This is a genomic window from Candidatus Vallotia laricis (assembly GCF_020541325.1).
GTDB classification, from domain to species: Bacteria; Pseudomonadota; Gammaproteobacteria; order Burkholderiales; family Burkholderiaceae; genus Mycetohabitans; species Mycetohabitans laricis.
The window spans coordinates 669,225-685,264 of the sequence record NZ_CP047399.1 but is presented as its reverse complement, the minus strand read 5'-3'; the positions used below and the strand labels follow the sequence as shown (position 1 = coordinate 685,264).

12 protein-coding genes and 1 pseudogene are annotated in these 16,040 nt (G+C 42.6%); 12 read left to right on the top strand and 1 reads right to left on the bottom strand.

What is annotated here, in order from left to right; genetic code table 11:
* Positions 1-58 precede the first annotated feature (58 nt).
* From thrS to GKR41_RS02600, 11 genes and pseudogenes are all read left to right on the top strand, one after another.
* The gene (thrS, locus tag GKR41_RS02650) at positions 59-1,963 is read left to right on the top strand and encodes a threonine--tRNA ligase (protein ID WP_226809649.1); all 1,905 of its coding nucleotides are present in this window, start codon (positions 59-61) and stop codon (positions 1,961-1,963) included.
* 54 nt (positions 1,964-2,017) lie between these two features.
* Positions 2,018-2,542, top strand: coding sequence for a translation initiation factor IF-3 (gene infC / locus GKR41_RS02645; protein ID WP_420885672.1), 525 nt, complete (start codon positions 2,018-2,020; stop codon positions 2,540-2,542).
* A 182-nt stretch (positions 2,543-2,724) separates the two neighbouring features.
* Positions 2,725-2,922, top strand: a complete 198-nt coding sequence (gene rpmI, locus GKR41_RS02640) for a 50S ribosomal protein L35 (protein WP_226809648.1) — start codon at positions 2,725-2,727, stop codon at positions 2,920-2,922.
* Positions 2,923-2,950: 28 nt separating this feature from the next.
* Positions 2,951-3,310 (top strand): 50S ribosomal protein L20, encoded by a 360-nt coding sequence (gene rplT, locus GKR41_RS02635; RefSeq protein ID WP_226809647.1) that lies wholly within the window; start codon positions 2,951-2,953, stop codon positions 3,308-3,310.
* 143 nt (positions 3,311-3,453) lie between these two features.
* A complete protein-coding gene (gene pheS / locus GKR41_RS02630) occupies positions 3,454-4,479 on the top strand; it encodes a phenylalanine--tRNA ligase subunit alpha (RefSeq protein WP_226809646.1) in 1,026 nt (341 codons plus the stop codon).
* A 16-nt stretch (positions 4,480-4,495) separates the two neighbouring features.
* Positions 4,496-6,964: a phenylalanine--tRNA ligase subunit beta gene (gene pheT / locus GKR41_RS02625; RefSeq protein WP_226809645.1), complete on the top strand. Its 2,469-nt coding sequence runs from the start codon at positions 4,496-4,498 to the stop codon at positions 6,962-6,964.
* A gap of 55 nt (positions 6,965-7,019) precedes the next feature.
* Positions 7,020-7,402: pseudogene (locus tag GKR41_RS02620) on the top strand (integration host factor subunit alpha).
* Positions 7,403-8,515: 1,113 nt separating this feature from the next.
* The gene (locus GKR41_RS02615) at positions 8,516-9,073 is read left to right on the top strand and encodes an iron transporter (protein ID WP_226809644.1); all 558 of its coding nucleotides are present in this window, start codon (positions 8,516-8,518) and stop codon (positions 9,071-9,073) included.
* A gap of 3 nt (positions 9,074-9,076) precedes the next feature.
* Positions 9,077-9,421: a cupredoxin domain-containing protein gene (locus tag GKR41_RS02610; protein WP_420885646.1), complete on the top strand. Its 345-nt coding sequence runs from the start codon at positions 9,077-9,079 to the stop codon at positions 9,419-9,421.
* A gap of 31 nt (positions 9,422-9,452) precedes the next feature.
* On the top strand, positions 9,453-10,322 hold the full coding sequence (locus GKR41_RS02605) for an FTR1 family iron permease (protein ID WP_226809642.1): 870 nt from the start codon (positions 9,453-9,455) through the stop codon (positions 10,320-10,322).
* Positions 10,294-11,715 carry a 4Fe-4S binding protein gene (locus GKR41_RS02600; RefSeq protein WP_226809641.1) on the top strand — a complete coding sequence of 474 codons (1,422 nt, stop codon included), beginning with the start codon at positions 10,294-10,296 and terminating at the stop codon, positions 11,713-11,715. Before GKR41_RS02605 ends, GKR41_RS02600 begins: the two co-directional genes overlap by 29 nt.
* Before the next feature lie 454 nt (positions 11,716-12,169).
* On the opposite strand, the gene fabI is transcribed toward GKR41_RS02600, so the two are convergent.
* The gene (fabI, locus tag GKR41_RS02595; protein WP_226809640.1) at positions 12,170-12,961 is read right to left on the bottom strand and encodes an enoyl-ACP reductase FabI; all 792 of its coding nucleotides are present in this window, start codon (positions 12,959-12,961) and stop codon (positions 12,170-12,172) included.
* Positions 12,962-14,633: 1,672 nt separating this feature from the next.
* Here fabI and gltX point away from each other — a divergent pair.
* On the top strand, positions 14,634-16,034 hold the full coding sequence (gltX, locus tag GKR41_RS02590) for a glutamate--tRNA ligase (RefSeq protein WP_226809639.1): 1,401 nt from the start codon (positions 14,634-14,636) through the stop codon (positions 16,032-16,034).
* Positions 16,035-16,040: the final 6 nt, after the last annotated feature.

The following is a 16,040-nucleotide window of genomic DNA, read 5'->3' as shown; positions in this document are numbered from 1 at the left end:
TTTCAGTGGTTATCTTACTCCGACCTAACCATACATGGCACGGAACCAGGAAAACACAATGATTTCGGTACGACTGCCCGATGGTTCTACTCAGCAATATAATCATCCGGTAACGATAGCAGAAGTAGCGGTATCGATCGGTCCAGATATTATACAAAGCGCGCTTGGCGGCAAGGTCAATGGCACTCTCGTAGATATGTCAACTTTGATTCGGCATGATGCTAGTGTTTCAATTATCACAGATAAAGATCCGGAGGGGCTTGAGATTATTCGCCACTCGACAGCACACTTGCTTGCGTATGGGGTTAAAGAGTTGTTTCCACAAGCCAAGGTGGCGATCGGTCCAGTCATAGAGAACGGGTTCTATTACGATTTTGCTTATCATCGTGCCTTCACGCTTCAAGACCTACAAAATATCGAACGGCGTATGCGTGAGCTTGCAAAGAAAGACGAACAGGTATTGCAGCGTGCTGTATCCCGTGATGAAGCAGTCAACTACTTTAAATGTATAGGCGAGCGCTACAAGACTGAAATTATAGAGGCAATTCCTCAATGCGAGCAAATTAAGCTGTATTCGCATGGTAGTTTTACAGACCTATGCCGCGGACCTCATGTGCCATCTATGGGTAAGCTTAAATACTTTAAGCTTACGAAGCTAGCTGGTGCATATTGGCGCGGTAATGCAAGTGGTGAGCAACTGCAGCGAATCTACGGGACGGCGTGGGCGAGTGAGGAAGATCAGATCGCGCACCTCCGTATGCTCGAAGAAGCTGAGAAGCGTGATCATCGAAAACTTGGTAAGCAGCTAGACTTATTTCACCTACGGGAAGAAGCTCCCGGACTTGTGTTTTGGCACCCAAATGGATGGATATTATGGCAGCAAGTAGAGCAATACCTCAGACGCCGGCTTAGTGCGGTAGGCTACCTTGAGGTAAAAACGCCAATGATTATGGAAAGATCACTATGGGAGCGATCCGGACACTGGCAGAACTATCGCGAGAATATGTTTACGACAGAATCGGAGAAACGAGATTATGCGATTAAACCGATGAACTGTCCTGGGCACGTGCAGATGTTTAATTATGATCTTCATTCATACCGCGATCTTCCGCTACGTTTTGCTGAGTTTAGTTCATGTCATCGAAACGAAGCTTCAGGTGCTCTTCATGGTTTGATGAGGGTGCGTGGATTTGCGCAGGATGACGCACATATCTTTTGTACAGAAGACCAAGTGATATCAGAGTCTGTCGCGTTTAATTCATTAGCGATGAGTGTATACAAAGATTTCGGCTTCCGGCAGATCAACATCAAACTAGCACTGCGACCAGAAAAACGCGCAGGCACAGATGATACATGGGATCGCGCAGAGCAGGGCTTGCGTGCGGCCCTATCTGCCTGCGGTCTACAGTGGCAAGAACTTAATGGCGAAGGAGCCTTCTATGGTCCAAAGGTTGAATACCATATTAAGGATGCCCTGGGAAGATCGTGGCAGTGCGGAACTCTTCAGCTAGACTTTGTACTACCAAAGCGCCTTGGAGCGGAATATGTATCAGAAAGCAATAGTCGATGCTGCCCAGTAATATTGCACCGAGCGATTTTAGGTTCGATGGAGCGCTTTCTTGGCATTTTAATTGAGCACTATGCTGGTGCGATGCCATTATGGCTAGCTCCAATGCAAGTTATTGTGCTCAATATTGCAGAAAGTTCAGTTGTCTACGCAAATATTGTTACCCAATTGTTGAAAAAACAAGGGTTTAGGGCGTCCGCCGATTTGCGTAACGAAAAGATTAGCTATAAAATACGAGAATACGCGCTAAAAAAAGTCCCATATTTAGTAATTGTTGGTGACAAAGAGCGCGATAAGCAAACGTTAGCCGTGCGCGCCCGTGGCGGCATCGACTTAGGTGTGATGCTATTCGAAGACTTTCTCGATCGCCTGCGCAATGAGTTGCAGGTATCTTAGTAAGATATATGCAGTACATCGCGGTAGTTTTTTGATTTTTATAGGAAACTGAACATCGCTACTGATAAATCGTTACACCGTATCAACGGTGAGATTAATGCACCAGAAGTGCGTTTAGTGGGTCTTGATGGAGAACCCATTGGTATCGTAAAGCTGGTTGAGGCGTTCCATTTATCGGAGCAGCAAGATGTCGATCTTGTCGAGATTGCTCCGCAGGCGAATCCACCCGTATGCCGCTTAATGGACTATGGCAAATTTAAATACCAAGAATCCAAGAAGCAGCATGAAGCAAAGCTTAAACAAAAAGTGATCCAGGTAAAAGAAGTAAAGTTCCGACCGGGCACTAATGATGGAGATTACAACGTCAAGTTGCGCAACTTGACAAGATTTCTTGAGGAAGGTGATAAGACAAAAGTTACGTTGCGTTTTCGCGGACGAGAAATGGCCCACCAGGAAATTGGTGCGCGCATGTTAAGCCGTCTTCGCCAGGATCTAGATGACTATGGTCAGGTAGAACAAATGCCAAAGATGGAGGGTCGTCAGATGGTTATGGTTCTAGCCCCTAAAAAGAAGAAATAATAGATGTAAACTATGCGCGCGGCATAGTGCCGATTTCAATAGGGAAGACTACATCCAAAAGTAATGCTCTGTCTTGTAAAAGAGCGCCTCTTAAACGCAAAAACGCGCCGACCACAAGTAGTTCCTGGAGCTCATAAGAGTAAAGTCTTCAGCCCCCGTGTCCAAAAACTGGAGTGGTAGCAATGCCTAAGATGAAAACCAAAAAAAGTGCGTCTAAGCGCTTTGTCGTGCGTCCGGGTGGTACTGTTAAGCGCGGTCAAGCTTTTAAGCGTCACATCTTGACGAAAAAGACGACAAAGAATAAACGCCACCTGCGTGGCAGTACAGATGTTCATACGTCAGATATCAATTCCGTTCGTGCAATGATGCCGTTTGCGTAACTCTAAATCAAATTCATAGGAGAGAAATATGCCACGCGTTAAACGTGGAGTTACCGCACGCGCCCGTCATAAAAAGATCATTAATCTCGCAAAGGGTTATCGTGGCCGTCGCAATAGTGTATTTCGGATTGCGAAGCAGGCGGTTATGCGTGCTGGTCAGTATGCATACCGCGATCGTCGCAACAGGAAGCGCCTTTTCCGGCGCTTATGGATCGCACGTATTAATGCAGCAGTACGTCAACACGGTATCACCTATAGTATGTTCATGAGCGGATTGAAAAAAGTATCTAGTGAACTTGATCGTAAGGTTCTTGCCGACATGGCAATATTTGATAAAGCAGCTTTTTCTGCGATTGTAAGTCAGGTAAAGATTGCTGTTGCCAGCTAATTATAATAATAGGTTATTAGTACCATTAGTATATTTCGCGACTCGCTGTGCCAGCTAACTTAAAGACTTACACATGGAGCTCCTGCTCAAGCCCCTATGTTTGCTTAGCGAAAACTCTTTCATTACAGACAAACGTTGAAATTATGGGATCTCTTGATCTTAAGCGTATTGTCGCCGATGCGCAGCGCGCCTTTGATAATGCCGCGGATACCGTAACGCTCGAAAATGAAAAGGCGCGTTTCCTTGGAAAAACTGGTGCGTTAACGGAACTGCTAAAAAGCTTAGGTAAGCAGCTAGATCCGCAAGTACGAAAAAGCAAAGGTGTTTGTATTAATATCGCTAAACTTCAAGTGGAGGCGGCACTAAATAGGCGTCGGAAAGCGATTGCTGATGCTTTGATGAATCAGCGACTCACGTCTGAAGAAGTCGATGTAACACTGCCCGGGCGATGTTCGAGCGTAGGCAGCTTACACCCAGTAATGCAAACTTGGGAGCGCATCGAGCAGATTTTTAATTCAATTGGATTTGATATAGTCGATGGCCCCGAAATCGAAACCGATTGGTACAACTTTACCGCGCTTAACAGCCCAGAAAACCATCCAGCACGATCGATGCAGGATACCTTCTACCTGAATAAGAAAGACGAAAATGGTAGGGCATTATTATTGCGTACCCATACAAGTCCAATGCAAATCCGGTATGCGAAAATGACAAAGCCACCAATAAAAAGTATTTTCCCGGGGCGTACCTACCGTGTTGACAGCAATGCAACGCACTCTCCAATGTTTAACCAGGTAGAGGGGCTGTGGATTGACAAGAATATTAGTTTTGCAGACTTAAAAGGTGTCTATACAGATTTCTTAAGAAAGTTTTTCGAGCGCAAGGATATCCTTGTGCGTTTTCGTCCATCATACTTCCCGTTTACCGAACCATCCGCCGAAATCGATATGAGATTTGAGTGTGGCAGAAACGCAGGTCGTTGGCTCGAAATTTCTGGCTCTGGACAGGTACATCCACACGTGTTACGCAATATGAACCTTGATCATCAGCGCTATATTGGCTTTGCCTTTGGAAGTGGTCTTGAGCGATTAACAATGCTTCGCTATGGTGTGGACGACTTGCGTACGTTTTTCGAGAGTGATCTACGTTTTTTGCGTCAGTTTGTCTAATTCAATTTTTCACTCCATGCAATTTGCAGAATCCTGGTTAAGAAGCTTTGTTAATCCGAAATTATCTACTGATGAGCTATCGCATGTGTTGACGATGGCGGGTCTTGAAGTTGAGTCATTAGTGCCAGTGGCACCACCGACATCGAAAATTGTCGTAGGAAAAGTGCTAAATGTTGCTAAGCATCCGAATGCAGATAAGTTGAAGGTGTGCAAAGTTGACGTTGGCAGTGGACAAGCTTTAACAATCGTGTGTGGTGCGCCAAATGTGGTGCCTGGTATTAGAGTGCCGACAGCGTTAGTCGGCGCAACATTGCCACCCAAAGAAGAAGTGGGCGGCGCTTCGTTCAAGATTGAACTATTGAAAGTACGCGACCTCGAAAGCCAGGGTATGCTATGTTCAGCTGGCGAACTAAAGTTGTCGGATAATTATAGCGAATTATTAGTGCTACCAAGCGATGCTCTGATAGGACGCGATATCCGCGATGTATTGCAACTTGATGATATAATTTTCAAGATTAAGCTGACACCAAATAGAGCTGATTGCTTATCAGTATTCGGCATCGCACGCGAAATAGCTATGCTTACTCGTGCACCACTAACTACGATTTCTCACAACCTTATTCCGGTTACCTGCAATGCACACTTACCAGTGTGTATCGACGCGCCTTATCTTTGCGGACGATTTTCTGGCCGAGTAATTCAGAATGTTAATCCTTTGGCCAGCACGCCAACATGGATGGTTCGGCGATTAGAGCGAGCAGGACAACATAGCATTTCAGCGCTAGTTGACATTTCAAACTATGTGATGATTGAGCTCGGTCGTCCATCACATATATTTGATCTAGATAAAATTAATGGTGGTTTGCGTGTGCGTTGGGGAGAGCGTGGAGAAACGCTAAAACTGCTTAATGGTAATACAGTTTATCTGAATGAATCGGTCGGCGTAATCGCAAATGATCTGGGGCGTGTTGAAAGCCTAGCTGGTATCATGGGGGGTGATAATACAGCGGTAACACTTAACACCAAGCATATCTATTTAGAAACAGCATTTTGGTGGCCGGATAGCATCCGTGGACGAGCTCGTCAATATAATCTCTTGACTGATTCTGCGTATCGCTTCGAGCGAGGTGTAGATTACGCAACTACTGTTGAGCATATTGAGTACTTGACATACTTAATAACGATAATATGCGGTGGAAACGTGGGCCCGGTGGAAGATCAGATAATTAATCTACCAGAGTATAGACCGATCTCGATGCGCGTCTCACAGGCAAGCCGAATTATTGGCGTGCCAATTAATTCGAACGAGATTAATAGTATCTTCACACGTTTACATCTATCGTTTAAACGCACAGTAGATAATATGGTGTTTATTGTAACACCTCCAACTTACCGTTTTGACCTCGAGATTGAGGAAGATTTGATCGAAGAAATTGCCCGTATCTGGGGATTCGAAAAGATCCCCCTACGCCTGCCGGTAGTAACGAGTAAAATACGAGTTACGAAAGAGAGACAGCGTTCAATCCATGCGTTACGTCGCATGCTAGCGACACGTGACTATGTAGAAACAGTCAATTTTAGCTTTGTTGATGCAGAATCAGAGCGGGATTTTGCCGGTAATGAGCACCCAATCTCAATTCTTAATCCAATTGCAAGCCAGCTGTCAGTAATGCGCTCCACATTATTTGGAAGCTTGGTTAATGTGCTACGGTACAACATAAATAGGCGTGTAAAGCGTATTCGCGTATTTGAGGCTGGGCGAGTGTTTCGCGCAGATCCGACAGTAAAAGCAAATATATTAACCGTAGAAGGCTTGACCCAACCAAAGATGATTGGTGCGCTTGCTTATGGCTCAGTCGTTGACGAACAATGGGGAGTAGCGGAGCGACATGTTGATTTCTTTGATGTAAAAGGTGACGTGCAGGCACTATGCACACCAACTCTACCCCGCTTCATAAAAGCCTCACATCCAGCACTGCACCCTGGGCGCAGTGCTCAGATAGAAATCGATGGTCATATCATCGGTTGGATCGGTGAACTGCACCCGTATTTGCTACGAAAATATGATTTTTCGCATGCGCCAGTACTATTTGAGATCGAAGCTGATAGGGTGGCAACGCATGCTTTTCCAAGCGTGACTAATATCTCTAAACTCCCACCAGTATATCGTGATATTGCGGTGGTTGTGCAGAAGAATATCGAAGTTCAATCAATACTTGATGAATTTGATCGGGCTAGGCTTGATAATAATGCGCTTCAGTTCGCTCAAAAAATGGTTCTATTTGATGAATTCCATACATGCGACGCGAAGAAAACCGATGCCGGTAGCGTTTTAGACGGGCTATTGGCTAACGAAAAAAGTCTTGCATTCCGAGTAACCTTACAAGATTCTGATAGGTCTCTTCAGAATAAGGTAATTCAACTTGCCATGAAAACCCTAGTAGAACGTTTAGCGCAAGTTTTTGGTGCAAGGTTGCGCAGCTGAATTAAATTCTATTCGATCAAAAAACTAAAAACTATTTTTATACAATAAGTATCTAATGAACCCGAATAAATTTGAAGCACTGCTTGCTGCGCAACGCAGTGCTATAAGTTATACCATTCTGCTTACGGCACTCTAACGGCATCAGCAATGCCAACGTTGACAAAGGCCGAGATAGCCGAGTTGCTATACGACCAGGTCGGTCTCAGTAAACGTGAAGCAAAAGACATAATCGAAGCATTTTTTGAAATAATTCGAAATTCGCTTGAAGACGGTAAAAGCATTAAGATATCTGGCTTTGGAAGCTTTAAGTTACGCAACAAACCGCAACGTCCGGGACGTAATCCGAAGACTGGAAAAGTTATTCCAATCTCTGCGCGGCGCGTGGTAACTTTCTATGCTAGTAAAAAGTTAAAGGCGCAGGTAAATCAGATATCATAAACCTGCAGTTACGCTAGATATAGCGATATTAGAATCAGTTTTATCTTTAATACTGTCATATATCAATTTTATTAAGATACTAATTAGGGTGAGTATTCGCGTAGTTAACCCCTGGTTAGGCACTGTGGAAACTAATTCCAGTATTGCTAATATAAAATGTTATTTACAAATCATATTATTAATCTGCTTTGTAAGCAGAGATTTACAACAAACAGTATGCGTCACTACTGCGCTGCATAGGGTGCTGCATCGTTAATAGTAACTTAGGCAGGTCCAGCTAACTGAGCTTAGCATCTCAGTTGGACCCAATTTGTTATCTTACTCTTTTCGACGATTTTTATATACTACCCATGTCGCTAATTTATTAAATATAGATTTAGAAACATTCTAATTAAAAATAGAGCTGTAATTAGTACAGTAGCATTCGCTATTTATTTAAAAATCCATATCCTTATTAAGGATTTTGCTATACTACTTTTTATGCTGATATGCTCAATTAGTTCCTTTTCGATGAATAACCGCCATAAAGGAACCAATTGAGATTTCTATTAACTGCATTACAATAAGTAAAACAAAAAACAATAAGATGAGATCAAGATTTGAAGATCTTAATAAGCACGAGATATAATATCTTATGTATAAACTTCTAACGAAGAGTCTCTTCTATAAAAAATAAATAATTGATTTTAGTAAACGATTAGTAATCCACTTTATGAAACTACACCACATATTGTCGTCAATCAAATTAAAGACGAAATTAATAATATGTATGTGGTAGGTAATGTACAAGAGGCATTTCGCGTGCAGCAGGGAGGGGTAAGAGAAAATCAAAAAATGTCAGATAAGAAAATCGAGAAAAAAATTAAAAAACGTTAAGATTCTAGAGTATGCGAAGAATATTAAGTTCGAAAAGCCGCGAAAATACTAAAGCAATTATAATAATTACAGAATCGCAAATTTGTCATAATAATAAATCCCTCGGTCTAAAGTCGGGTCATCGAGCTAGTGTGTTACACATGCCAACATTGGATAACATTGCAGATCAATGCTAGACTAGTTTTGAGTGAGAATTGTTCTTATTTCTATCTTTATATACTATCGGGAAAAATATCAATGACCTATTTTCGTCTGATCCGTGCTATTGCGGCGGTAGCATCATTTGCTTTATCAATAAATACTCCCAGGGTAATGGCTGCCGAGTATCCGCTAGGTAAGCCACAGATCCAGGGCGGCATGGAAATCGGTGCAGTATATCTGCAACCGATTACAATGGACCCAGCGGGCATGATGCGCAAAGCGTCTAACTCAGACATTCACCTGGAGGCAGATATCCATGTAACCAAAAATAACCTAACTGGGTTTGCTGAGGGTGATTGGATGCCATACCTTCGAGTAGACTACGAGTTAACAAAACCAGGCACAAACTACATACAAAAGGGTAATCTAATGGCGATGGTAGCAAGCGATGGTCCGCACTACGGTGATAATGTGAAGCTTTCTGGGCCTGGAAAATACCACTTGAATATGTTTGTCGCGCCACCCGAGCAGACTGGACGCACAGCTTTTGGTCGCCATATTGATAAAGAAACCGGTGTTGGTCCTTGGTTTAAGCCGTTCGAATTACATTATGACTTTCCATTCGCTGGAATTGGTAAAAAAGGTGGTTACTAATTAATGAAATACGCTATTAAATTTCGGGGTATAGTGTGTTTGCTATCCTGGAGCATTATATTTGGCAGCCTTGGATACGCTGCAGACTTACCTACATTTCGGTTAGAGATAGCTGACGGCAAGCTTAATCCGACGCGTATTAAGGTACCGGCCGATCAGCGTATTAAACTAGAGTTATACAATACTGGACAAGGTGCTGTTGAGTTTGAAAGCATGCAACTGCGCAAGGAAAAAGTGCTGGCGCCAGGCGCTGAGTCATTTATCGTAATAGCGCCACTATCGCCAGGTGAATATAAATTCTTCGATGATTTCCATCAAAGCGGGCAAGGCGTAATAGTTTCAGAGTGATGGGCTATTAGCTATTGCGAAGGAAGAAGTAATGGGTCAAATTCTGTTTGTTGTATGGCGAGAAAGCATCGAAGCACTACTCGTAATAGGCATTCTGCATGCCTGGTTAAATAACGGCGATGCTTCCGCACGTCAGGGATTACTCTGGTTATGGCTTGGTGTTGGTGCAGGATTACTAGCGGCAATTAGCTTGGGTGCTATGCTAGTCGGCCTCACCGAAGTACTATCTAGTGATGCGCAGGATTATTTTCAGGCGGCGATCATGCTACTTGCGTGCGCACTCATCGTACAGATGGTGCTATGGATGCGGCGGCATGGTCGTACGTTTAAGTACGACATAGAAATGTCTTTAGCTGAAAAAAAGCGTAATTCAAATTGGTTTGGCATCTCACTGCTTGCAGCACTTGCGTGTGCTCGAGAAGGTAGTGAAACTGTAATTTTTTTATATGGCCTGGGCTTCGGCCGGTCGGGCCATATTGACTTGATACAATGGCTAGGGGTATTAGTTGGTATAGCTCTTGCGTTTCTTACGTTTTATCTGGTACAACTTGGTGGTCGGATATTTGCGTGGCGTACATTTTTTCGTGCAACAGAAATCATACTCTTATTCCTTAGCGTCGGTTTATTCGAGGCTAGCATCGATAAGTTAATTGATAAAGGGGTCATTCCTACCGGGATCGATATGATTTGGGATACATCTTATATTTTAGATGACTCAGGTATAGTCGGCTCAGTAGTAGCGACGTTAACTGGATATCGAGCACATCTAGCACTAGCCAACCTACTCGCATATGCATTGTTCTGGTTAGTAGTCTGGGTGCTGCTACGTCGGACCCAGAACCGACAATTCTCATGTACCCAGGTGGCTACATATGAATCTACTGCCCGCTCTACACACTAGCCGGTTAACAAGGGCTGGACACTGGATGCAGCGCCATTATGTGATAATCCGAAGTGTGCAGTGGATTGTTTTGTTTGCTTATGCGATTTTAATTTTAATTCCGCCGTTCATGTCACTGCCGGGAGATACCGCGCATATCTGGTCCAATCTCACAGTATTTGCGCAATTTGTATTGTGGGGAATCTGGTGGCCGTTTGTTTTGCTATCGATGGTGATACTTGGGCGTGTATGGTGCGGTGTGCTATGTCCAGAAGGTACATTATCTGAGTTTGCTAGTAATTATGGTTTGGGGGGGTCAATTCCGCGTTGGATACGCTGGAGAGGATGGCCATTTATTGCATTCGTACTCACGACCATCTATGGGCAAATGATTAGTGTGTATCAGTATCCGAAGGCTGCGCTGCTAGTGCTTGGTGGGTCAACGATTGCTGCTGTTATCATTGGTTTACTATACGGTCGGAGAAAACGAGTATGGTGTAGGTACCTCTGTCCAGTTAATGGCGTATTCGCACTGCTAGCGCGATTTGCTCCGCTCCATTATCGGGTGGATGGGTATGCATGGCGTTTTTCATACATGCAAAATCAGCATGACCGTCGAGCAATTCCAGTGAATTGCGCACCCCTAGTGCCATTGAGAAGCATGAAAGGAGCGTCAGCCTGTCATATGTGCGGTCGTTGCAGCGGCTATCGAGATGCGATCTCACTGCAATGGCGCTCACCAGCACAAGAAGTTGTTGAGCTAGGTGAGCAAGGAGCAAGCCGTTGGGATACCGTGTTAATTCTATATGGGATGCTTGGTATTGCGAACGGTGCGTTTCATTGGAGCGTTAGCCCGTTATTTATCTTAATTAAGCAATTTCTAGCTACATGGCTAATCGATCACCGTATCTTATGGCCACTAGAAACTAATGCATCATGGTTTATTTTTACGCACTACCCCGAACAGAATGATGTATTCTCGTGGCTAGATGGAAGTTTAGTAATTAGTTACATAGTTACGACTGGCTTTTTCTATGGTACAACACTGCTCGGATGTATTGCATGTGGTAATTTTATACTCGGCCGGTGGAGTACATTACGGCTACATCATTTTACGCAGGCATTAATTCCAATAGCCGGTATTAGCGTGTTTCTAGGCTTATCGGCTACCACTATATCGCTGTTGCGCGGTGAGCATCTGCTATTATTAGTTAGCTGGGTTCAAAACTTAGGGCTTGCATTGCTAGTAATGGCTAATATAGCAAGCCTATATCTCGCGATAAAAATCGTTATGAAACATATGCGTCGCATCGGTTCTAGTGTTTTACGAAGCGCAGGAGCACTATTATGTTTTATCGCAGCATTATCTGTTGCTGATAGCGCATGGTGGCTCATTTTCTATGTCTGGGTATAGTCTAGAGCTTCAGCAAAAAGTTTAAATTTGGTCAGGTATAGAATACAGGAAGAGTTATCGGGCGTGAGTAATCTAGGTTTTAGAGTAATGCGTTAGATTGAAGCTAGTGCTAAATATCTGTATATTTCTCGAAAGTTTTCCGAAAAACTATATTCGCCGCCTCTGGCGAGGGCAGCCTATCTATCAAACCAATATAGCAAGACGGGCTGTGTAGGTATATGCGCCTTCTGCGAAAATACACCCGTCCTTTAATTGCAAGATAGGTCTGTTTAATAAGCGTAGTAATTAGCAATTTAGGGTGCCTCTAGTATTCTGGGCAGTGTTAACACAAAGCACCAGTACTAATAACTAGCCCCCCCCTACAAGGCTCTTATAAGATAAAACATAAAGGAGATAGTTTGATGACTTTTTTAAGTACTTAAAAAATGTATAGACGTGATTCGTATAACTATAATTATTCGACTAAGCTAGGCAATCCACAAGCTACTGCGTTAAAGCCGCTGTCAACATAAATAATCTCAGCAGTAATCCCTGAGGACAGCTCTGAGAGTAAGAATGCAGCTACGTTTCCAACTTCCTCGATAGTTACATTCCGGCGCAGCAGTGAGTTTCGCTCGACAAATTGTAAAATTTTGCTAAAGTCTTTAATACCACCGGCCGCTAGCGTTTTAATCGGACCTGCTGAAATACCGTTGACACGTATACCTCTCGGCCCGATCGAAGCCGCGAGGTAGCGTATACTGGCTTCTAATGAAGCTTTAGCAAGTCCCATTATATTATAGTGGGGTATTACTCGATCGGCGCCTAGATATGTCAAAGTTAGTAAAGACGCGGTGTTTTCTAACATTGGGGCGGCAGCCTTAACCATAGCCGAGAAACTGTAGGTAGAAATATCGTGAGCGATTCGGAATCCTTCTCGCGATAGGCCGTCGAGGAAATTACCAGAGATCGCTTCTCGCGGCGCGAAGCCGATAGAATGCACAAGTCCATCTAGGTTTTCCCAATACCGCTTTAGCGATATGAATAGTGTATCGATTTGCGAGTCATGAGCCACATTGCAGGGAAAAACTAAATCGCTACTAAAGCGGGCAGCGAACTCAGTTATACGTTTTTTAAAACGTTCATCAACATAGGTAAAGGCAAGTCTCGCACCTTCTCGGTGAGCGGCTTTTGCGATACCGTACGCAATCGATCGGTTTGATAGTAAACCAGTAATTAAAATGCGCTTTCCAGATAAAAAACCCATAAGTACTTCCCATATCATCGCATATTAATCGAACTATTAGTGTTCTCATGCATAAGTGAGACATACTAATTTAGTACCGATTTTTATAAAAAATCATATAAATTTAACTCTAGGCTGTTTTTATGATTACAATTGAAAATTATTTTCTTTCTGATTTCTGGGTATTTCTTAGATTACTGACCTTGTTCTATAGGAGTCTAACCTCGGAGGGTTTTATACTTTGATCAAGAATTCCTGTGCCCATTAGATTATATTCTGTTATTGGCATTTAGTGTGTTAGATATTGTGCTTACACATTACGAATGTATAAATTCGTTGTGTTTCAAAAGTAACTTTTTAAGTTGATCTAACGTTTATTTAGACATTAATTATCTAACATTCAGACGCACTAGAGATGCTTTAGGGGTTTTAGGGGTATATTATTAATACCACTATGCGAATTGAGCTAAACTTTAAAAGACTATTAGAAATAAATAATCATCTCAATAATGCTTTGATAGGGGAATAGTATTACTTCATGACGCGGTAGCACGCTTTTAGCTTTTATAAAGAAGGTCGTACCGTACTCTTTATGTTAGTTATATACCACGACGGTACCGTACACTAAAACGCAATGAAATCTATTGCAAAATTGATATTAGAGATCTCGTTGCTCGGCTTATATTAGTGTCTAATGCTTAAGACAATATCTATTCTCATAGATAGTCTTTCGTATATATATATGTTAGTACTAATAACGTGCATTACACGATTATATTTGCATTATTTCAAATATATTATGTTTACCATAATGGTGGTCTAATCAATTATCTTGAAACGCTATGCTACGTATATCAGGCTTGAACATGGCTACATAAATTTGTCAAGATTTTTTAAATTACGTGATGTAAACATGAATTAGAGTAGATTATTGTATAATACGAACAATTTTTTATAGGACGAATTTAGTAAATAATAAATTACATTAAAATACGATAATCATAATTAATACATTATTTTAAATAACTAGCAGAAAAATAAACTTTAGAATAAATTATTCGATCGAGTTATTATCCGTTCTGATAAATAGAGTAAATAGAATGCACACCGACGGATGACATGGGAAGCTAGAAGAAAAATTCTAATACTAGAGCAGAAAAGTGTATATAGTTAGCGGTATAAAGCTGCACGACTCAGAGATATTCTCAGAACTGCTGTTGAAATAACAGCGCTCGAGTAGCTTTCAGAGTGACTGCACAATTCATATCCTAGAGAAAATTCTTTTAATTGATATCTATATCACTTAATTCGATGTGTAGTTATATAGTACAATGTTTGTATCAAGTTATCGCCTGGTCCTTAATAGAGATGCATATTGATCGTTAAGGCGAATCTATTTATATATTCTAAGCTTCTTACGTGTACCAAGTACAAAATTTAGTGATATATCGATATTGCCTCCCCAGAGAGTTAGTGATTATCCTAGTCGGATTTTGGAGATTGGGTATATAGGAAACAGCCCGCGCAAAACAACAGATATTTCAACGAAATCTCAAGCATAATCAGCGCAGATAGTATTTATGCGCCACGATGACTAGGTCATTAGCATATGTTATAGGTGGGGTAATTTAAGCATACCGATATAATAACGTCGTGATTAATCCCGCGGCTAGGTCTCGAATCTATTATTTTAATGACTACTTCCGTACGTACCCGCTTCGCGCCGAGCCCAACTGGTTTTATCCACCTTGGTAATATTCGCTCCGCGCTCTATCCCTGGGCTCTTGCCAGGAAACATTACGGGACTTTCATTCTTCGAATTGAGGATACGGACCTTGAGCGCTCAACCGAGGCGGCTACACAAGCCATCTTTGATAGCATGAAGTGGTTAGGGCTTAATTTCGACGAAGGGCCATATTATCAGATGCAGAGGATGAATCGCTATCGCGAGGTAGTCAGGAAAATGCTTGACCAGGGCTTAGCATATCGGTGCTATATGTCGATCGAGGAACTAAATGCAATGCGCTCGCTACAGCGCGAGGCAGGGCTAAAGCCTAGATATGACGGTACTTGGCGACCTAAACCAGGTAAATTTCTATCAGCTCCCCCATCTGGCGTGCAGCCTGTCATACGATTTAATAATCCGATTACCGGAACAGTAATATGGGATGATGCAGTTAAAGGTCGCATCGAGATTGCTAATGATGAGCTTGACGACCTAATTATTGCGCGATCTGATGGCACCCCTACATATAACTTTTGCGTTGTCGTTGATGACTTAGATATGGCGATTACACACGTAATTCGCGGTGATGATCATCTGAATAATACTCCACGCCAGATTAATATCTTGCGTGCTCTAGGCGGCACACCACCTATTTATGGGCATTTGCCTACTGTGCTTAATAAGCAAGGCGAGAAAATGAGTAAGCGCAATGGTGCAATGAGCATAATGGAGTATCGCAATGAGGGCTACCTTCCTGAAGCGATATTAAATTACCTTGCCCGGCTTGGTTGGGCTCATGGCAATGAAGAAATATTCTCATTAGAACAGTTCATAGAATGGTTTGACCTCGAGCATTTGGGTAAATCTCCAGCGCGATACGACGATAATAAACTGAAGTGGCTAAATAAGTATTATCTGAAAAACATTGACAACTCACGGCTCACGTCACTTGTACTACCAATACTGATTGAGCTAAATGTCGATGCTACGCAGGGAGTTCCGCTGGATGAGGTTGTCGCATTGTTGAAGGATCGTGCGAATACCGTCAGGGAGATTGCTAGAAACGCTGTAATATTTTATCGGACACCGGCACCTATAGAGCATGAGATAAAACAATATCTAACGGATATTGTACGTATAGCGCTCTCTAGATTTATTGAATCCCTTTCTGGGATTCCTTGGACGAAGAATGCAATTGGTATGGCGTTGGAGGTAGTACTAAAAGCTTACAAACTAAAGCTGCCTCAGCTAGCGATCCCAGTGCGTTTACTGATAGTTGGAACAAAACATACCCCACCCATTGATGCAGTTCTGTATCTATTCGGCCGAGAGACGGTACTCAAGCGGCTACAAGTGGCGCTGCCTTGATCTAAG